Source organism: Neobacillus sp. (assembly GCF_031988165.1).
Classification (GTDB): domain Bacteria; phylum Bacillota; class Bacilli; order Bacillales; family Cytobacillaceae; genus Neobacillus; species Neobacillus rhizosphaerae.
This window is the reverse complement of sequence record NZ_DALZYO010000051.1, coordinates 1-20,810: the sequence shown is the minus strand read 5'-3', so window position 1 is coordinate 20,810 and position 20,810 is coordinate 1. Positions and strand designations below refer to the sequence as shown.

Annotated in this window: 17 protein-coding genes; 3 read left to right on the top strand and 14 right to left on the bottom strand. The window is 38.3% G+C overall.

Going from position 1 to position 20,810, the window contains the following annotated elements:
* Position 1 precedes the first annotated feature (1 nt).
* From RTR43_RS22740 to RTR43_RS22690, 11 genes are all read right to left on the bottom strand, one after another.
* Positions 2 to 1,903, bottom strand: coding sequence for an ABC transporter ATP-binding protein (locus RTR43_RS22740; RefSeq protein ID WP_312475607.1), 1,902 nt, complete (start codon positions 1,901 to 1,903; stop codon positions 2 to 4).
* Entirely contained in the window at positions 1,900 to 3,627 is a 1,728-nt protein-coding gene (locus tag RTR43_RS22735; protein WP_312475605.1) for an ABC transporter ATP-binding protein, read from the bottom strand. The genes RTR43_RS22740 and RTR43_RS22735 overlap by 4 nt, the downstream gene beginning before the upstream one ends.
* Before the next feature lie 114 nt (positions 3,628 to 3,741).
* Complete coding sequence (locus tag RTR43_RS22730; protein ID WP_312475603.1) at positions 3,742 to 4,191, bottom strand: MarR family winged helix-turn-helix transcriptional regulator; 450 nt, start codon at positions 4,189 to 4,191, stop codon at positions 3,742 to 3,744.
* A 158-nt stretch (positions 4,192 to 4,349) separates the two neighbouring features.
* On the bottom strand, positions 4,350 to 5,108 hold the full coding sequence (locus RTR43_RS22725; protein ID WP_312475601.1) for a hypothetical protein: 759 nt from the start codon (positions 5,106 to 5,108) through the stop codon (positions 4,350 to 4,352).
* A 296-nt stretch (positions 5,109 to 5,404) separates the two neighbouring features.
* Complete coding sequence (gene parC / locus RTR43_RS22720; RefSeq protein WP_312475599.1) at positions 5,405 to 7,843, bottom strand: DNA topoisomerase IV subunit A; 2,439 nt, start codon at positions 7,841 to 7,843, stop codon at positions 5,405 to 5,407.
* A complete protein-coding gene (parE, locus tag RTR43_RS22715; RefSeq protein WP_312475597.1) occupies positions 7,840 to 9,819 on the bottom strand; it encodes a DNA topoisomerase IV subunit B in 1,980 nt (659 codons plus the stop codon). Before parE ends, parC begins: the two co-directional genes overlap by 4 nt.
* A gap of 19 nt (positions 9,820 to 9,838) precedes the next feature.
* Entirely contained in the window at positions 9,839 to 10,021 is a 183-nt protein-coding gene (locus RTR43_RS22710) for a hypothetical protein (protein WP_312475595.1), read from the bottom strand.
* 367 nt (positions 10,022 to 10,388) lie between these two features.
* A complete protein-coding gene (locus tag RTR43_RS22705; protein ID WP_312475594.1) occupies positions 10,389 to 10,802 on the bottom strand; it encodes a CoA-binding protein in 414 nt (137 codons plus the stop codon).
* 113 nt (positions 10,803 to 10,915) lie between these two features.
* The gene (locus RTR43_RS22700) at positions 10,916 to 11,767 is read right to left on the bottom strand and encodes a sensor histidine kinase (protein WP_312475592.1); all 852 of its coding nucleotides are present in this window, start codon (positions 11,765 to 11,767) and stop codon (positions 10,916 to 10,918) included.
* A 102-nt stretch (positions 11,768 to 11,869) separates the two neighbouring features.
* Positions 11,870 to 12,775: a GGDEF domain-containing protein gene (locus RTR43_RS22695; RefSeq protein ID WP_312475590.1), complete on the bottom strand. Its 906-nt coding sequence runs from the start codon at positions 12,773 to 12,775 to the stop codon at positions 11,870 to 11,872.
* A 424-nt stretch (positions 12,776 to 13,199) separates the two neighbouring features.
* A complete protein-coding gene (locus RTR43_RS22690) occupies positions 13,200 to 14,939 on the bottom strand; it encodes a glycosyl hydrolase family 18 protein (RefSeq protein ID WP_312475587.1) in 1,740 nt (579 codons plus the stop codon).
* Between the two features lie 273 nt (positions 14,940 to 15,212).
* Here RTR43_RS22690 and plsY point away from each other — a divergent pair, with 273 nt between their 5' ends.
* The 3 genes from plsY (at position 15,213) to RTR43_RS22675 (ending at position 17,464) form a co-directional block, all read left to right on the top strand.
* The gene (gene plsY / locus RTR43_RS22685; protein WP_312475585.1) at positions 15,213 to 15,812 is read left to right on the top strand and encodes a glycerol-3-phosphate 1-O-acyltransferase PlsY; all 600 of its coding nucleotides are present in this window, start codon (positions 15,213 to 15,215) and stop codon (positions 15,810 to 15,812) included.
* 70 nt (positions 15,813 to 15,882) lie between these two features.
* Positions 15,883 to 17,031: a CapA family protein gene (locus RTR43_RS22680; RefSeq protein WP_312475582.1), complete on the top strand. Its 1,149-nt coding sequence runs from the start codon at positions 15,883 to 15,885 to the stop codon at positions 17,029 to 17,031.
* A 136-nt stretch (positions 17,032 to 17,167) separates the two neighbouring features.
* On the top strand, positions 17,168 to 17,464 hold the full coding sequence (locus RTR43_RS22675; protein WP_312475580.1) for a HesB/YadR/YfhF family protein: 297 nt from the start codon (positions 17,168 to 17,170) through the stop codon (positions 17,462 to 17,464).
* Positions 17,465 to 17,489: 25 nt separating this feature from the next.
* Here RTR43_RS22675 and RTR43_RS22670 read toward each other — a convergent pair whose 3' ends face one another.
* The 3 genes from RTR43_RS22670 to RTR43_RS22660 form a co-directional block, all read right to left on the bottom strand.
* On the bottom strand, positions 17,490 to 17,807 hold the full coding sequence (locus tag RTR43_RS22670) for a hypothetical protein (RefSeq protein ID WP_248736248.1): 318 nt from the start codon (positions 17,805 to 17,807) through the stop codon (positions 17,490 to 17,492).
* 62 nt (positions 17,808 to 17,869) lie between these two features.
* Complete coding sequence (locus RTR43_RS22665; RefSeq protein WP_312475577.1) at positions 17,870 to 18,304, bottom strand: acyl-CoA thioesterase; 435 nt, start codon at positions 18,302 to 18,304, stop codon at positions 17,870 to 17,872.
* Positions 18,305 to 18,329: 25 nt separating this feature from the next.
* Positions 18,330 to 20,651, bottom strand: a complete 2,322-nt coding sequence (locus RTR43_RS22660; RefSeq protein ID WP_312475575.1) for an AAA family ATPase — start codon at positions 20,649 to 20,651, stop codon at positions 18,330 to 18,332.
* Positions 20,652 to 20,810: the final 159 nt, after the last annotated feature.

Here is a 20,810-nt window from a genome sequence, read left to right as displayed (position 1 = left end):
ATTACCCAACACTTTCTATTCCATTGCGTTTAGTAAATTGACTATTATACAAATCAGCATAAAAACCGTCTTTTTCTAACAGTTCCTGATGATTCCCTTTTTCAATTACACTTCCTTGATTCATCACTAGGATTAAATCTGCGTCGCGAATTGTTGATAGCCGGTGAGCGATAATAAAGCTTGTGCGTCCCTTCATCAAATGGTTCATTGCTTTTTGAATCTGAACTTCTGTCCGGGTATCCACACTGCTCGTTGCTTCATCAAGAATTAAAATGGCAGGATTAGCAAGAATAGCCCGTGCAATCGTTAATAATTGCTTTTGACCTTGTGAGATATTAGAAGCTTCCTCGTTCAAAATCGTATCATAGCCTTCTGGCAGCGTTCGAATAAAATGGTCAGCATTGGCTGCTCGCGCTGCTGCAACAATTTCTGCTTCTGTTGCTCCTTCTCGGCCATAAGCTATATTTTCACGGATCGAACTATTGAAGAGCCAGGTATCTTGAAGCACCATTCCAAACAGACCTCTCAGATGCTCCCTTTTTAAATCCCGAGTATCAATTCCATCAATTACTATTTTACCTGAATTAATTTCATAGAAACGCATTAATAAATTTATCAGCGTTGTTTTCCCTGCGCCTGTTGGTCCAACAATAGCAACCCGCTGTCCTGGTTTCACATCAATATTCATGTCATCAATAAGTGGTTCATTTTCATTATAACCGAAGGAAACATGTTCGAACCTAACTTCCCCTTTTGGAGTAACGATCTCCGTAGCTGCAACCGCTTCAGGCACTTCTTCCGTTTCATCTAATATTTCAAATACACGTTCCGCACTTGCAATCGTTGATTGGATTACGTTCGCGATATTAGCGGTTTGGGTAATTGGCTGGCTAAATTGTCTTGCATATTGAATAAAAGCTTGAATATCTCCAATTTCAATCGCTTTTTTCGTTACTAATATACCCCCAACTACCGATACAAGGACATAGCCAATATTATTGATAAACGACATTAATGGCATGATCATGCCAGACATAAATTGAGCCTTCCAGCCTGATTGATAAAGTGCTTCATTGGTTTCTTCAAATTTTTCTATCGATTTTTGTTCTTGGCCAAAAACTTTGATAACCTTATGACCCGTGTACATTTCTTCCACGTGCCCGTTAAGCTGACCAAGTGATTTTTGTTGACCCTTAAAATAGGTTTGTGATTTTTTCGCTATTTTCATAATGGCAACAAAGCTGAGTGGGAGTGTTAAGACCACTATTAGTGTCATCAGTGGACTAATCGAAAGCATCATTACAATGACCCCAATTAAAGTAACAACTGATGTGATCAGCTGGGTTAAACTTTGCTGAAGTGTGGTACTGATATTATCCACATCATTTACAGCACTACTTAGAATTTCACCATGGGTACGGGAGTCAAAGTATTTTAACGGCAGCCTATTGAGCTTTTCCTCCACTTCTTTACGGAGATTGTAGACCGTTTTTTGTGCCACCCCCGCCATGATATACTGTTGAATATAAGCAAAAGCTGCACTCAAAATATAAAGTCCTATCAAAAGAAGAACAATTTGACCAATATAATCAAAATCAATTTTGGCACCAGGAACACCTCTAAGTTTCATCATTAGACCTTCAAACAGTTTTGTCGTTGCTTTACCCATAATTTTTGGGCTGACAATCGCAAATACAGTACTAATGATCGCTGTAATCAACACGGATAACAGCTGTAATTTATGAGGTTTCAAATAACCTATTAATCTTTTTAGTGTTCCTTTAAAATTCTTTGCTTTTTGGATTGGCATTCCCATTCCCATGGGACCGAATCCCCCGCCTGGACCAGGTCTTCCCGCTCCAGGACCTTGTTGAGGTTTGTGGTTCTTGGAATCTCTGCTCATGCGATTTCCTCCTCTGACAGCTGTGACATAACAATTTCACGATAAACCGCACAGGTTTCCATTAACTCCTTATGTCTTCCAATTCCAGCAATTTCGCCATTATCGAGGACAATAATCTGATCGGCATCCATAATCGTGCTTACACGTTGGGCAACGATTAGCATTGTGGAAGAAGCGGTTTCTGCTTTTAAAGCAGCACGGAGCTTAGCATCTGTTTTAAAATCTAACGCTGAAAAACTATCATCAAAAATATAGACTTCAGGTTTTCTTACTAGAGCTCTTGCGATCGACAAACGCTGTTTTTGCCCACCAGAAACATTTGTTCCACCTTGAGCAATGACCGAATTGAACCCATCTGGCATATTTTCGATAAACTCAATTGCCTGTGCAATTTCTGCTGCATGGTGCACGTCGGCATCACTTGCATCTTCTTTTCCGTATCGGATATTTTCTGAAATGGTACCGGTAAAAAGTACAGCTTGCTGCGGTACAAAACCAATCTTTTCGCGAAGGCTTTCCTGCGTCATTTCACGTACATCTGCTCCGTCGACAAGCACCCTACCACTTTCAATATCATAAAAACGAGGAATCAAATTAATAAGTGTCGATTTACCAGAGCCGGTCCCGCCGATAATAGCCGTTATTTCTCCCGGGTTCATTTTAAAAGAAATATTTGAAATAGCAGGCATTTCTGCACCAGGATAGCTAAAGGTTACATTTTGAAATTCTACTTGCCCTTTTTTAGCTTCTGCGGAAACAGGTTCAGACGGATCTTGAATATCCGCAACCGTTTCAAACACTTCGTTAATTCTAACGGCTGATACCGATGCTCTTGGAATCATCACGAACATCATCGATAACATAACGAAGGAGAACATTATTTGCATCGCATATTGAAGAAACGCCATCATGTCGCCAACTTCCATATGACCATTACTTATCCGAATTCCCCCAAACCAAACAATCGCTACTGTTGTAAGGTTAAGAACAATCATCATAATGGGCATCATCGCGGCCATGAGTTTATTAACCTTAATAGCTGTTTGCGTTAGATCCCAGTTTGCTTCATTAAAACGTTTTTTCTCATGGGTTACCCGGTTAAATGAACGAATGACACGGATACCAGTTAAATTTTCTCTTAAAACTCGATTAAGTTTATCCAACTTAACTTGCATTGCCTTAAATAGAGGAATTCCTTTTCGCGCAATTACGATAATCGTAATGACAAGAACAGGTAAAGACACGGCCAAAACTAAGGTTAATTTCGTATCTTTTGATAAGGCCATAATGATACCGCCAATACACATCATTGGAGCCATCACCATCATCCTTAGCATCATCACTAACACCTGCTGGATTTGCGTGATATCGTTTGTTGTCCTAGTAATTAAGGAAGCAGTCCCGAGTTTATCAAACTCATGTAATGAAAAATTACCAACATGAGAAAATAGCTTGCTCCGAAGTAATTTACCGAAACCAGCTGCAGCCTTTGCAGAATAGAAGCTGGCAACGATAGAACAAATCATACCTCCTGCTGCAACCAGCAACATTAGGCCGCCAATTTTCCAAATATAGTGGGTATCGCCTGTAACCACGCCATTATCGACAATATCTGCCATTAATGTAGGTAAATAAAGTTCAGCTAATGACTGCAGAAGGACAAGACCTAAAACAAAGTAAATCGGTATTTGAAATGGTTTCAAAAATCTGCTTAATTTTATCAATTGGGTTCAACTCCCTATTAAATTGTTAATGAATACACAATACAATATATTTATGAACTGAATATGAACTAGTATATTCACTCCATTTTCTCAAACTTTCACTATCTTAACCTATTAGCGATTTAGTTCACTAAAATAGTGTTGAACTTTAGTGAGTAAATCAGCAAGCTGCTCACTTTCCTCTTCACCTAAATAATCAATTAAACCAGTAAAGGTTTCAGTGAACCGAATTCTCGCTTTCGCTGTAGCCTCCATCCCTGTTGGTGTAAGTTTAATTTTAACAGCACGTCTATCTTCTGGATCAACTGTGCGCTCCACTAAGCCATCTTTTTCAAGGTTATTTATGATTTGTGTAACGGTTGGAGGAGTAACCTGCAAACATTGACTAATTTCTGATACCTTCATCTCGTAATCTTTTTCATTGGCACCTTGTTGAATCGTTGCTAGAACCTTGAATTGACTTGGATTATGTCCCGAAATCTTCTTATCATGCCAACCCGTCTTTCTAAATTGCATAAACGCTTTAAGAAGCTTTTGTGCTGTGGCGCTTTCGATATCAGCCACTATTCCCACCTCAATTTTTTAAATGTAGTTATATTACTTAGGTAACTTAATTATTAACATACCTAAGTATATTCCTAGCCATTAACACCGTCAATTTTTTTGTAAAAAAAAACACAGGTTTTCCTGTGTTTATGAACTGCATAATTGTGGTGGATTAATTAGTTTGCTTTTTCTTGCTTCACTTCGGTATTTATTAGATTCCATTGACCACGATCATAATTCCAGGTTGACTCAACTATTGCGATTGTGTCAGCATTTGCGACTCCTGTAACTCTTTGACAACCTTTTAACCCTATCTTTCCCTCTTCTAATTGAATCGGCTTTAGGCTGTTAAACCCATTTACCGCCAGTTCTGTCGGTTCATTGAGCTTTCCTTTATAGTAAAGACCTAATGTTTTGTAATATTTCTTACGGTCCTTTAAATCAAACAAATAAGTTTTCCCACTTTGCGCCAGTTTTATTTCTGCTTTATATCCATTTAGGAAATTGGCATCCATTTCTAGAGGATCTGGTACAGTTAGGTCGGTGTGTACAAAATCCTTTAAGGAATATAAATAGTTAACGACTATACCTCCGCTTCCACCAGTAAAGACAGTCGCGAACATATCCTTCACCTTATCATGGTTTAAGTCAACAAGCTGTAGTGCCGCTTTAGAACCACTATCTAAGGGAAATGTATAGGTTTTCATATTAGATGCAGTTACCTCTATGAAAACTTTTTTCAAATAAGATGCTTCATCCTGATAAGGAATACCCTTTAAAGAAATGACTTCAGATTTTTTATCACCTGTAATATCTGCTTCCTCTTTTGAAATTGTCACAACTTTCGCTTTTTCTTCTAACGCATATACACCAGTAATTGCTGTTAGTGAGATGAGAAAAAACGAAGTGATCACCAATAAAATCTCTTTTTTCATCCTTTTCCCCTCCATCGTCAATTAGTAGTAGTATGTCCAATTATGGAAAAAAGATGAAAAAATATATATGCAAAGTCTCCTTGGTCAGTTCCAATTAAGGGAGACTTAGGCGAAAAGAAATCGTCTTAGTCTCCCTTAATGCGTGCAGAAAGCTGTAGTTTTCTGTAGCCAAGCAAATGTTCTCTGCCATATACATACCGCACTTTAACCTCATGTGGCAGAAGTTTTTTGACCTCGAGGTTCTAGTCGCTGAAACTAAAAAGGACTCTCTTTTTCAAGAGAGTCCACTAAAAAACTTATTCACTTGGATTTTCTGGACTACTCACTTTCCAAACAGTAGTTACCTTCCCATTATCCCCCTCATCGAGGATAAATGAACCGTTTGAATAGCGGTCATTTAAGCGAATATCACTTGCTTTAAGAGTTTCAGTATAGCCTTTTTCAGTCTGAATAATGATTGAGTCTTGGTCACGAGCAACAACAAAGCCCATGATTCGATGCGGATTCGCTTTAAGCTCCCTAAGAATGACGACGCCACGCTTCGCACGTGATGCTATTTCGAACTCCTTCAACTTCATTCGTTTCACAGCTCCACGCTGGGTGGAAATAACGATGGTTTCATTGCTGTTAGGGGGGATAATTTTACCGCCAACAACATAATCACCATCTTTTAAGTTGATTCCTTTCACACCTGCAGCACGAATACCAACAATACTGATATCATCCTCAGGGAACCATAGAGCGTAACCATAATGGGAAATTAAGAAAAGCTCCATGGTTCCATCTGTAAGGTGAACATCAATGACTTGATCATCATCCTTAAGATTAACGCCAACAAGTGGTTTCGAATACCGCTGTGCTTTGTAGGCTTTTAGTTCTGTTTTCTTGACCATACCATTTTTTGTGACAAAAACTAAGAATCCATCTGTCTCAAAATCCTTGACTGGAATGGCTTGAATAATTTCCTCATCGCGTTCGATTGGAATGATGTTTGCTACATGCTGTCCAAGGTCCTTCCAGCGGATATCTGGCAGCTCGTGAACTGGACAGAATAAGTAATTTCCTTTATTCGTGAACAGAAGCAAGACATCCTTAGTATTCATATCAAGCTGTGCAAGCAGACGATCGGAATCTTTCATGGCAAGATCCTGACCATTTGAAGCAGCATAGGAACGCCCGCTAGTCCGTTTTACATAACCATGTTTCGTTACTGTTACTATTACATCTTCACTTGGAACCATAACTTCAAGATTAATTTTCAACTCTTCAATTTCTGCTTCAATCTTAGAGCGGCGTTCATCAGCAAAGCGTTTTTTCACTTCTTTTAAATCCTTTTTAATAACAGAGAATAGCTTTTTTTCACTCGCTAAAATGCTTGTAAGTTCTTCGATTTTTTTCGCTAATTCTTCTGCTTCCTGTCTTAATGCTGTGATATCGGTGTTTGTTAACCGATAAAGCTGTAAGGAAACAATGGCTTCCGCCTGCAGCTCAGTAAATGCAAATTTCGCGATTAAATTGTCCTTCGCATCACGTTTATCTTTAGATGCCCGGATGGTGGCGATTACTTCATCTAGAATGGATAAAGCTTTCATTAATCCTTCAACAATATGCTGGCGTTCCTTCGCTTTGTTAAGCTCGAACTCCGATCTTTTTGTGACAACTTCCTTTTGATGCTCGATATAAGCATCTAGTAATTCACGTAGTCCCATTAGTTTTGGACGCTTTTTATGGATGGCGACCATATTAAAATTATAAGTAACTTGAAGATCACTATTTTTATAAAGATAATTTAAGACACCTGCAGCATCGGCATCCTTTTTTAACTCTATGACGATTCTGAGCCCAGTTCGATCCGTTTCATCGCGGACTTCAGAAATTCCTTCGACTTTCCGGTCAAGGCGGAATTCATCGATTTTTTTGACAAGATTCGCCTTATTAACCTCGTATGGTATTTCGGTTACAACAATTTGTTGTTTGCCGCCGCGAACCTCTTCAATATCAGCTTTACTGCGGACGATGATTTTGCCTTTACCAGTTTCATAGGCTTTTTTAATGCCATCGATTCCTTGAATAATCCCTCCTGTTGGGAAATCAGGACCTTTGATAATGGTCATTAGCTCATCAATAGTAGCTGCCGGTTGGTCCATTCTCATAATGACGCCATCGATGACTTCACCAAGATGGTGTGGAGGAATATCAGTCGCATACCCGGCAGAAATGCCTGTTGAACCATTCACGAGTAGGTTCGGAAACATGGCAGGCAGGACAGTTGGTTCCTTCGAGGTATCATCAAAGTTTGGAATAAATTCAACCGTTTGTTTTTCAATATCACGCAAAAGTTCAGCGGCAATCGCTGAAAGTCTTGCTTCTGTATAACGCATTGCTGCCGGTGGGTCACCATCGACACTACCGTTATTTCCGTGCATTTGCACGAGAACATTTCTAACCTTCCAGTCCTGACTCATACGAACCATTGCTTCGTAAACAGAGGAATCACCATGAGGGTGATAGTTACCGATTACGTTACCAACCGTTTTGGCTGATTTACGAAAACCTTTTTCATGTGTATTCCCTTCGACGTGCATCGCATAGAGAATTCTTCGTTGTACCGGTTTTAAGCCGTCCCTGGCATCTGGCAGGGCACGTTCTTGAATAATGTACTTACTATATCTGCCAAAACGATCACCAAGTACATCTTCTAGAGGTAAGTCACGGAATTTTTCAGTTGCACTCATCCTTCAGAACCCTCCTCAGAGACCGTAATATTTTCATTTTCCAAAATAGTGTCATCTTCTTCTAACCCGAATGCCACATTATTTTCAATCCATTTACGGCGCGGTTCAACCTTGTCACCCATTAGGGTTGTAACGCGGCGTTCCGCTCTAGCAATATCATCTATTTTGACGCGAATAAGCGTTCTTGTCTCTGGATCCATGGTTGTTTCCCAAAGTTGGTCGGCATTCATTTCGCCAAGACCTTTATAGCGTTGAATGATGTAGCCACGGCCGACCTTTTTGATTGCACCCTGCAGTTCATCATCATTCCAAGCATACTCAATTTTTTCATTCTTCCCTGTCCCTTTACTTACTTTATATAAAGGCGGGAGGGCGATAAACACTTTACCAGCTTCAATAAGGGGCTTCATATAGCGATAAAAGAAAGTAAGTAATAATACTTGGATATGTGCCCCGTCTGTATCGGCATCGGTCATAATGACAATTTTATCGTAGTTGATGTCGTCCACGGTGAAGTCAGCACCAACACCGCCGCCAATAGCATGGATAATTGTATTGATTTCTTCATTTTTAAAAATATCTGCCAGTTTAGCTTTTTCTGTATTAATTACTTTACCTCGTAATGGTAGAACTGCCTGGAAGCGGCGGTCTCGTCCTTGTTTCGCTGAACCGCCCGCCGAATCACCCTCGACAAGATAAAGTTCATTTTTTTGCGGATTGCGTGATTGTGCCGGTGTTAGTTTACCAGATAGAACCGCCTCTCCGCGTTTTCGTTTTTTCCCGCTGCGTGCATCTTCGCGGGCTTTTCTTGCAGCCTCACGTGCTTGATAAGCTTTAATCGATTTTTTTATCAGCAGAGAGCTGATATCAGGATTTTCTTCAAGAAAATAGGAGAGATGTTCTGAGACAACCGCATCTACAGCAGATCTTGCTTCACTTGTTCCCAATTTCCCTTTTGTTTGTCCTTCAAACTGAAGCAGCTCTTCCGGGATTCTGACAGAGATAATGGCGGATAACCCTTCACGAATATCAGCACCATCAAGGTTTTTGTCCTTCTCTTTTAAGAAAGATACCTTACGGGCATAATCGTTAAATACTCGGGTCATCGCTGTTTTCGAACCTGCTTCATGTGTACCGCCATCCCGGGTACGGACATTGTTGACAAATGATAGCATATTTTCTGAATAGCCATCATTAAATTGAAAAGCAAAATCAACTTCAATACCATTCTGAGCGCCTTCAAAGCTGATGACAGGATGTAGGACATCCTTTTCTTCGTTTAAATATTCAACAAAGGCTTCAATGCCATTTTCATAGTGAAATACTTCATGTAGGTTATTTCTGTCATCGATAATTTCGATTTTTAATCCTTTTAACAAGAAGGCTGACTCTCGTAACCTCTCACATAAGGTTTCAAAATTATAGGTAGTTGTCGAAAAAATCAATGGATCTGGTTTAAAATGAATCGTCGTTCCTGTTTGATTGGTTTTTCCGATTTTTTCAAGTGTCGTAACAGGCTTGCCACCATTTTCAAATCGCTGTTCATAGACGAAGCCGTCCCGTTTGATGGTAACGGTTAACCATTCTGATAACGCATTGACGACAGAGGCACCAACACCATGGAGCCCGCCACTTGTCTTATATCCGCCCTGACCAAATTTACCGCCAGCATGAAGCACTGTTAATATGACCTCAGGTGTCGGTTTCCCCATTTTATGCATACCGGTAGGCATTCCGCGCCCTTTATCAATAACACTAATGGAATTGTCTTTGTGAATTTTTACAATAATTTGATCACCAAATCCACCGAGTGCTTCATCGACAGAATTGTCGACAATTTCATAGACGAGATGGTGAAGACCTCGTGAATCGGTGCTGCCAATGTACATTCCAGGCCGTTTTCTAACTGCCTCAAGACCTTCTAGTACCTGTATGGCATCATCATTATAATCAAAAGCTTGTTGATTCCTTGCCACTAAAATACCCCTTTCATACTTACAAACCGTAAATGGCGTTAAAGCGACCATCTACTTTGGAAACATTAATAAATTCAAAGCCCCAGCCTAACATCATATAGGCGGTGCGAGCAAAGCCAAGCTTCATCTGTTTAAAGTGATAAACGGTATAAATTTCACTCAAACTGGATGTGTTGATTCGTTTATGCGGTGCTCGGCCCATTTCCAGATCATAAACATTCTTCAAATTACAAAATAACTAATTTTATTTATCATTCGTTTATATGAGTCATTTATCCTTTATTAAAAATAAAATAGAACCCATGTTTGCCGCTTTAATTCTAACCAACATTAAAGGAAATAACAACTTCTTTATGGGAAACATATTTCGTGCTGCCTTTTGACACTTACCCATATGTATGTTTTCTATCCCGAATGTGCTTGCGACATCTATGCTTAATTGTAGCGATTTATTTCGATTTGGCAAATACGTAATTTGAAACAACATAATATTGTAATATTATTCTTGTATTTTTTAGGAAGTAAAATAAAAAAACTGCCAAACATTTAGCAGTTTTTCTTGCAACACTTTATCTTGTTAGCGCATGTTCGACTTTTATGCAGCGATCCATAACAACCGTGTAGCCATTTTCTTTTAAAAATTTATAAGCTTCTTCATTGGCAAGACCTAGTTGGGCCCAATAAACGTCAGCATCAATCTTATCAAATTCCTTAGCTACATCAAACAATTGCTCAGAGCGACGGAATACATTAACGATGTCTACATGACCTTCTATTTCCAATAGTGAGGCTACCGCTTTTACTCCAAGAACTTCATCAATGCTAGGATTTACTGGAATAATTTCATATCCTGCTTTCTGCATTACCGCAGAAACTTGATAGGACGTTCGTTCTGGATTATTACTTAACCCTACGACAGCTATTGTTTTTGCTTTTTTTAAAATAGCCCCAATTTCTTCGCGACTTGGATTTTCAATGGCCAAGATAACCACTCCTTAGGTTGTTTTCTTTATTTTACCTTTTTTTAATAAAAAAACATAATAAAGGGAGTTAAATAAAGCTCCCAAATTTATTGGGAGCTTATAAAAAATAGCATTTAAACAGAAATAAGTTCCGGTTTATAAGCTGCGTTTACTTTCGGGACTGAAAGACAGAACCGCGCTCCGTCACCAGTGTTTTCTAGTGATACACTTCCATTCATATTCTCAAGAATCATCTTCGTCATATAAAGTCCGAGGCCGGTTCCATGATTCCTGGTGGTAAAATAGGGGTCGAATACCTTATTAAGTAGAGCAGGCTCGATCCCGCCAGCATTATCAATGAATTCAGCGCTCACACAATCTTCTGTTTCGTCTAATTTAATTAATAATTTTCGATTGGGAATGTCTCCCTGAACAAAAGCATCCCTTGCGTTTGTTAAAATATTTAGGACAACCTGGCTATATTCGTTCGGAAACCCATAAGCAATTTGTTGCCCTCGATATTCAAATTCTACTTGGATTCCATGATTTTTAAGGCTGGAGGAAAAAATGGACAAAGCATCTTCTATCGATTCCCCTACGGAGAAAGGACTTTTTTCCTGGTTTGGCGTGTAGAATTTCCGAAAATCATTAATAGTACGTGTCATTTGCTTAATTTGTATCATGCTCTCTCTAATAAAACGGTCTATATATTGGTCATCAATTTCACCAAACTCCAGTGCTTCCCTTACGTCCTGGATTAAAAGTGATAAACTATTTAAGGGTTGACGCCATTGATGACCAATGCTGGCAATCATTTCACCCATAGCAGCAAGTCTGGAGTGCTGGATTAAAATATGATCTTTCTCCCTAGTCTTCGCAACTTCTTCCTCAATTCGTTTTTCTAACGTCTGATTTAATGTTTTCATCACTTCATATTTTTCTTCTAACTCCCGATAGCTTTTTTCACGTGCTTTTAGCCTTTTCATAAGCTCACGGCCTTTTAGGAAATTTTGGAAGATCACAAAAATAAAACAGCCAATAACTAACGATAAAAAAATATAGAAAAAAAGCACTTATTTCACCTTCAATCATTCTTTGTTATAAATGGTTACACAGTTTCGTCCTTTATTTTTTGACTGATAAAGGGCTTGTTCTGCCTCTTGAATCAGTTCACTTTTCGATTTCTTTGTTGAATACTCGGCAATTCCGAAGTTGCAGGTTAAATGACTTATATTTTTAAAGGAAAAATCTTCAATAATACATCGGATGGATTCTGCTAACTCTGCAGCATTTTGACTATCTGTACCTGGGATTAGCAGGATAAACTCTTCATCACCCCAGCGAGCATAGAAATCACATTCTCTAATCCGCTGTTGGATGATCGTCGAGATTGTAACTAACACCTTATCTCCCACATGTGATCCAAAACAATCATTTACATTTTTAAAGCTATCAATACTCATCATAATAATTGAAAAAGATTGGTCAAATTGTTCGGCTTGCCTCATTTCACTAGCTAGAATTTCATGAAACTTCGAACGGTTAAAACTATTTGTCAATGGATCCATCATGGCAAAATCTTTTTCTAGTTTAATTTGTTGAATAGATTCATGAATCGCTTCTAAAAACTGGTTTAAATCAATTGGTTTTAAGATAAAATGATTGACGTTATGTTCAATCGATTGGATGTTGAAGTCATTCTCCTCTTGAGCAGTGGTCACAATGACCTGAACTTTATCATTAAGCTCGCGAATTTTTTTAATCATCTCTAAACCGCTCATATGAGTCATTTTTATATCGACGATAATTAAGTCTGGATGGTACCGCTTATAGAGCTGTAAGCCTTCAACACCGTCATTAGCAACATGAATGGTAGCAAACCGACGATTTAGAATACGAAGAAGTTTCTCCCGAGAAAACCTTTCATCCTCTACATATAAAACCCGAACATCCGGATACTTATGATAGAGATATTCCATTATATTTCTTGCCATGTTTATCACCTCAATTTTTATCACGTAAATGGGATTTCACACTACCATCTACTTTCATTCAAAGCCCCAACCTTACAATATAAAGGGGGTATGAGTAGAGCTAAGCTACACCTAATTAGTAGTGAAAATTGTATAGTTTACACGACGACCGGATAAATAGAATCCGTTTTTGCGGCGCTCCGCCCCTTTTCTACAAAAAATATATAGAAAACCGACCAATGTTCGTGTCGATTCGGCCGGTTTTGAATTCGCTCTTTATTTGATTTTATCTAAATTATAGGGTGTCAATTCCCCGCTTTCAATAAATTAACAAATGGTTTGAAAATTCTCCATATTTTTGTAATAAAATTGACGATATTTGTTCTTACTTTAGACAACTAAAGAATAAAATAAAGGACCACCAATGTGGTCCTTTAACTTTTACTTATTTTTGTGATACTGCTTTTGCGGCATTTAAATCTAATGCTGTCCATGCTGTTGGATTACCAAAAATTCTAGACCACGTCCCAACACCAGCTAATTGATATTTTACAGCTAAAGCCGCTCGTTTTTGCAACGATAATTCATCTTCAATCCATATTTTAAAGGTAGCTTTTTCTACCTCATCGTAATATTCTGCATAATTTTGACCGCTTTCTTCATCCAAAGTCGGCTGCAGACCTTTTTCAGTCAACCAGGCTTTCACCTTATCCATCGCCAACGCCTTTGCAGTGACGTCAAGGGAACCATTGGTATTTTTTTGTTCTTTCCATAGTCTTGCATATAAGGGAACACCAAGAACCAACTTCTCATTTGGAACTTCAGTCAGCAAATTTTGAAGGTTCCTTTCGACCCATGGCAAGCTTGCCACACTTCCAGATCCGGATGAAGCACCTGTATGTTCATCATAGGCCATAACGATCAAATAATCGGCAATTTGAGCTAGTTTAGTTCTTTCATAGAAGGATGACCAGTTGTTGTTTTCACCTGCAGAAAAGGTTATATCCAATGATCCGACAAGGCCAGCATCATGAAGGTAAGGCATTGCCTCCCTTATGAATTGTGTAACAAACGGTCCATCCTCTTGATTTACGTTTTCAATATCAAAATTAATTCCTTGGAGCTGATACATCTGACTAAAATGAAGCAATTGCCGGATAATTGTTTGGCGTGTTCCAAAGTCTTTTAATGCCTCATGAGTGAGTTTAGGATCAAAGGAATTTGAAAACACTCCCCAAACTTGATAGCCTTTTGCTTGCGCCCATTTACTATAGTCTAGAGAAGCAAGGTTTTTTATCGCTCCATCACTGCCAGCGAGGGAAAACCACGTGGGTGAAACAACATTTACTCCGTACATTTTAGGTATTTTTGAAGAGTCAGGATTTTTTGTATAAACCGCTTCCCACGTTAATTGAATCGGGCCATTCAGCTTGGGCATTTGAAAAGTATTGCTTGCGCGCTTTACTTTGATGGTTAGAGGCTCTCCCTTGTTAACAAAGTCTTTTTTGATATAGCCGCTTACTCCATTTGCCTTCCTAACGAGATAATAACCCTTATTGTCCTTTTCAATGGTAACAACTTCATTTTTGGTCATTTCGGAAACATATGGCGACTGCAAAGTTGGTTTAGTACGCAATCTTAGCTTTTCTTTGTTGATATCCCTTTTGGTTAATCTACCCTTCGCATACTTTTCACCATCTTTTTGAATCCAAATGGCCTTTTTTTCAGGCAATTTCTTATACTGGATTGGATAAAAAGAGAGAATCGGATCAAGTGCGATGAAAATTTCCCCATTCTTCGAAATAATAGGTGAGAGTTGTAAGTTGACGGTCTTTTGATTAACGTAATAGGTTAGTGAATCTGTCGGCATTTGCACGACTTTATCTTGGGTTGTAATAATGACTGATTTTGACTTTTCATCATAAATGATGTTTTTGTCAATGTGTTCCTTCATGAAAGTAAATGGAACAAACATTGTATTTTTTTCAATAATGGCATTCCCTTGTTGAACTCCATCAAACAGAATCGGATTTTCTCCTTGGAAATATGATTTTTTATCAGTTGATGCAAAAGGATATAATAAGAGAAATATGGAAGACAATACAAGCAGTATTGCGATTATTAATCCTCCTACAATCCAACCTGTTGATAATTTTTTGTTTTTATGGTAAGTAACACGTGCCATGATTCGCTTCCCCCTCATTTCTATCGTAAGGTATCTTATTGGAAATGAGAAGGTATTTTTGCTATCGTTTTAAAACTTATTAGATTCAGAGATGTTTCGATTACATGTTTGATAAATGAATTAGTGTTTTTTCGTAAATACATGGTAAAATAGGAGGACTGGATCTTTTGTTTGGAAACGGGGCAGAGCGCCGCAAAACCGAATCAGAATATCCAGTTTGAGTATTAAATGAGTTGAAACTCTTGAAAGTTTTTATTGAAGGAGAAATCGTTAATGGTTCAAATTATTTTAGTCTTGATTCTAGCTTATTTACTTGGTTCCATTCCATCAGGGTTAATAATCGGCAAAGTTTTTTATAAAACAGATATCCGTGAACATGGGAGTGGTAATTTAGGGGGAACGAATACTTTTCGAACGCTTGGTGTTAAAGCAGGGTTAGTGGTTACACTTTCCGATATATTGAAAGGGACGTTAGCCGCTTCGTTACCGGTGCTTTTTAACCTTGATATAAACCCATTGCTTGCTGGGGTTTTTGCTGTTATTGGACATACCTACCCAATTTTCGCTGGATTTCGCGGTGGAAAGGCCGTTGCTACCTCTGGCGGTGTTTTGTTGTTCTGTGCTCCACTTATGTTTTTTACGCTTTTATTGGCTTTCTTTATCAGTCTTTACATAACAAAATATGTTTCTTTATCTTCCATGATTGCAGGAATTACTGCTGTCCTATTTGCCATAATAACCGGGTTTATTCGCGATTGGGACATACCTTTGCTCATTGTCGTTTTCCTACTTGCATCATTTGTCATTTATCGTCATCGTACAAATATTAAAAGAATCATCAATAAAACGGAACCTAAAATTAAATGGCTATGAAATGAAAGCGTAATAAAGTTTTACTATCCTCAAGTTTGGTATGGTCAAAGTATAATTCTTAGGAGTGTATATGAAAAAGAAAGTCATTATCTCTTCTGTTATTATTTTAATTTCTATTGCAGCTGCTGCTATCCTTTACATTCAGCAACAGCAAGATCCTACACAAGAAGAAAAGGTTTATCAAGCAAAAAAGCATCAATCACGATCACCACTTAATGTGAATCGGCAGATGACTGAAAAAACAACGCTTGGAGCCATTGGTGATATTTTGATTCATAGCCCAGTATATCAGGATGCCTTTAAAGGTGATAAATACGATTTCGATCCAATGTTTGAACCTGTGAAACCTCTATTAGAAAAACCGGATGTTCTGACTGCTAATCAAGAGAGTATCTTGGGTGGAACAGAACTTGGCCTTTCTGGTTATCCACTGTTCAATAGTCCACACGAGGTCGCTGATTCTCTAGTTCATACAGGAGTCGATATGGTTTCGACTGCCAATAATCATACGTTAGATAAAGGTGAACAAGGCATACAATCGGAAACGACTTATTTAGATCATATTGGTTTACCACATGTGGGGAGCTTCCTTAATGAAAATGATCACCAAAAATTGAGGATAATAAATAAAGATGGCATCAAAATTGCCTATCTTGCATATACCTACGGAACGAACGGAATCCCAGTTCCTAAAGGAAAAGATTTTCTCGTAAACCTGATTGACCGTGATAACATGAAAGAAGAAATTCATCGGGCCAAAAAGGAAGCAGATGTTGTCGTGATGAGCATCCATTGGGGCATTGAGTATCAACGGTTCCCTACAAATGATCAAAAAGATTTAGCTAACTTTCTAGCCAACGAAGGTGTAGACGTCATTTTCGGGTCACACCCACACGTCTTACAACCAATGGAATGGATTAATACAACCGATGGTCGCAAAACTTTTGTTGTTTATTCATTAGGAAACTTTATTTCAGCGCAATATAATGATTATAAAGATATTGGCGGTTTAGCAACTATTGAGATTATTAAACATGTTTCTGAAAAAGGAAATACAATTGAACTTTCAAATCCTGTTTTTTACCCGACCTATGTGACAAGTCAAAAATATCATAATTTCCGCGTCGTACCGTTAGAAAAAGCAGGAGCATATGGTCTACCGAATGCAGATGCAAAATACAAGGAAATTCAACAGCATATGGTACAATGGCTCCGGTAACTGGGGCTTTTTTTAATATAAATATTATTCTATATTAAAACGTCTAGGAATTCTCTGCGAAATACTGGCTGTAAATTCGATTCCTGATGATGATTCTTATATAATAAGACTGTAGCATCAGAAAGGAGTTCAACCAATGAATTTACAAATTACAAATGAAGCAGCTCGATGGTATAAACAGGAACTCAATCTCACAGAAGGTGATCACATTCGCTTTTTTGTTCGATATGGTGGATGCAGTACTGTCCAAAGTGGTTTTTCTCTTGGTATTTCCTCTGAAGAACCAGTAGATATTGGAGCAAAATCATACATAGAGGGTATTACTTTCTATATAGAAGAAAAGGATTTATGGTACTTGGATGACCATGATCTATTGATTGAATATCAATCAGACTACGACGAACCTGTTTTTCAATATATACAAAAGGGATAAAAAAACAGGCACACTTGAAAAATGGTTATCTCTCAAGTGTGCCTGTTTTGTTTGTCCAAATATGTTCAATTAAGCCTTCTCTTTGCAAAATTTCTTTTTGCTTTGCACCAAGCAAGTCATAATGGGAATAGCCGTCAACCCTGTGATGGATCCATTCTTTTTTCAGACCATACTTGTTACCCCATGCTGCGAGTTTTTCAAGATCATGGCAGCCTACCTTGGTAACTGTCGTACAACCCGGAAAGCGGTCATCCAGCCAATAATGCGTTAAAAAAGCAATTTCTCCACTATCAATTCTTCTTTTCCATTCGATTATTTCTTGTCTTTTAATTCCAAAGGCCATCTTGTTCACCTCAGTCTACCAGTAAATCTAGAAGAAAAGTGTAGTTTGCTGGGCTTCCCCAGTTATTTTTTCTTCATTTCTTCGTATTTTAAGTACCATTCAGGAAAAGCCTTTTTGAAAGAAGTCGGTTTAAAATTGTCTTTTTTGACAATAATGTGGGTAGATTTCCCCTCAGCACATACTTCATCATCCCCGTTAACAATTGTATAGCCATAAATGGTCTTAATGCCATCGTTTAATTCTACCCATGCCTTTACAAAACCTTTATCGCCGTACCGTAACGGCTTTTTATAGGTGATTTGGATGTCATAGACAGGTGCAAAGTAACCTGACTCCTCCATAGCAAGATAACTATAGCCGAGGTCTTCAATAAAACCGGTCCTGCCCAACTCAAAAAACTTTAAATAATTGGCATGATAGATGACACCCATCATATCTGTATCTGCATAGTAAAGCTGAATTTCTCTAGTCGAAACAAAATAATTTTCCACGAGCATCCTTCCCTTCTTGTTCAATCCATTTTTACAATTTACTTAAGGCTTTTTTAACATCATCTTCCTCCAAAAACATGGAGTTTTCGAATAAGTTTTCATCCTCTTCGATATCCATTAACCTCGAGGCTTGGGCTTGAATCATTTCGTCTACTAAATTTGTAGCAAAACGACCATTCCCCTTGAAATTTACCTTTTCCAATGTCTTCATCAATAAATTCTTAGCTTCTTTTGTTAATTGATATTGAAAGCTATCAGCATAGGCTGTCATAATCGTAAGTAGCTCGTCAGAAGAATAGTCAGGAAATTGCAAGAACTTCTTAAATCTAGAGTGAAGTCCTGGATTGCTTTCAAGAAGCTCGTCCATTTCATTTGGGTAACCCGCCAATACCACCACTAAATTTTCATTATGCTTTGTCATTTCATCAACAAGGGTATCAATAACTTCTTTTCCAAAATCACCCGTCGTTTGGCCAAACAACGAATAGGCCTCATCAATGAACAATACACCACCAAGAGCTTCCTTGATTTTCTTTTTTGTTTTCCCAGCTGTTTGACCGACATATCCTGCCACAAAATCAGCCCTGCTGGCAACGATAAGATGCCCTCTTTTTAAAATCCCGCATTCTTTCAAAAACTCTGCATAGATTTTCGCTACTGTCGTTTTTCCGGTACCTGGGTTTCCAGTGAAAACCGCATGTAGTTGTATAGGGACGATTGGGAGCCCTTTTTTTCGCCTAAACTGTTGCATTTTCACAAACGAAATAAGTGATCTCATTTCAACTTTTATGGAAGAAAGACCAATTAAGCGATTCAGCTTTTCCTGTGGTTTGTCTGTATTTTTCTCCCTCTCTGTACGAAAGTCATCATTATTTAGCAGCATAAAGTTTAAAATATCTTCATTTATTGCCTTGGTGTCTGCTCCTTTTTTAAAAATCGCCTCTAAAACGATATTATGGACTGTGCGAGCATTACCAAATGTGTCATCTACCCGTTCCTGATCAATACGATGTTTTATTTCAATTTTTGCTTCTTCCGTCAAAATGTAATCATTCTCTGAAGCAACCTTTTCTGCGATATGAATTAACTCTTCATTCGAATAATCAGGTAAATGAATAAAATTTGATTGTGGAAAACGGCTTCGTAAACCAGGATTTGCATCTAAAAAGGTTCGCATTTCTTCAGGATATCCAGCCAGTATGACAGCAAATTTTCCCCCGTACTCACTTCCGGTCATCAGCGATACAAGCGTATCAATCGCTGTCTGCCCATAATCATTTCCCGTTTGTCCTTCACGTTTTAAACTATAGGCTTCATCAATAAATAATACCCCGCCAATCGAGCGTTCCACAACAGCGCGGACATTTTCTTCCGTTTGCCCTACGAAGGAACCTACTAACTGAGATCGGTCCGTTTCAATAACTTCTTCCCTTGGCAGAACACCCAGTTCATGATAAATTTTAGCCATCAACCGAGCAAGAGTGGTTTTCCCTGTCCCTGGATTTCCTGTTAAAATCATGTTCAGGCTTAATTCATCCCGCACTTGAAAGCCGAGTTCCTTCCGATGTTTTTGGTATTTTAGAAAGCGGTAAAAATCATTGACTCGTTTCTTTACCGAATCCATTCCAATCATGTTATTTAATTGATCTAGAGCATTTTCTGCCGTTTGGACAGTATTATCCATTTCATCAAATTCTTGCAGCCACTGCTGTTTGATTTCCTCGACACTTAACAAATGCATTTTTAAATTCTCATAAAAGATGGATGTATGAAAAACACCAGTAATCGATTGATCGTATTCTTCCGCGGCTTTCAAAAGGTTTCCAGTCGTCTCAATTGCCACAGAAAGCAAATGATAAAGTTGATTATACTTATGAAAGGGAGCTTTATCGACCATATTTGTGGCCAAATCCAAGTTGTTTTGTACATTATTAAGCTGCTGATCCGCTCCTGATAAAAAACTTTGACATATATCTATATACTGCTCAGCCGTTTTCTTTTTGGCTGTACGATTATCCGTTTCCCTTATCGGTGGAAAAGATAGTGGAAGGAGTATGTCTTTCAGTTTCATCCATTCAGACCGAATCATAAATTCTTTTGCCCTCTGGTTATCAGGATCCAGTTTTAAGGCATTATCAAGGAAAGCCAGTGCCAATGAGTCCTCCTTATGGCGTCCATGTCTTGAAAGTGCTGCAAGGGTTAAGAGGTAAGATAACGTAATAGGGTGAGTTTCGAGACTAATAGCCGAAATTAAACGGCTTTCATCTTTAATAATCCCTGTATCGTTCAGTTCCTTTTCCCACTGTTGCCATTGTGTGTTTTGATTAGGAATTAGGTTTCTTTGTAAATTCATTCTGATCACTTCTTCATAAAAATTTCCCTTTTATCTTACCATACAGATAACGAATACACGAAAAAAGAGGTTCGAATAAGAAAAGCGTAAGCGCCCGTTTAGCGGCGTATGGACTGGAGCGCTTCGACTGAGATAAAGGAAACACGGTGAGCGAAGCGA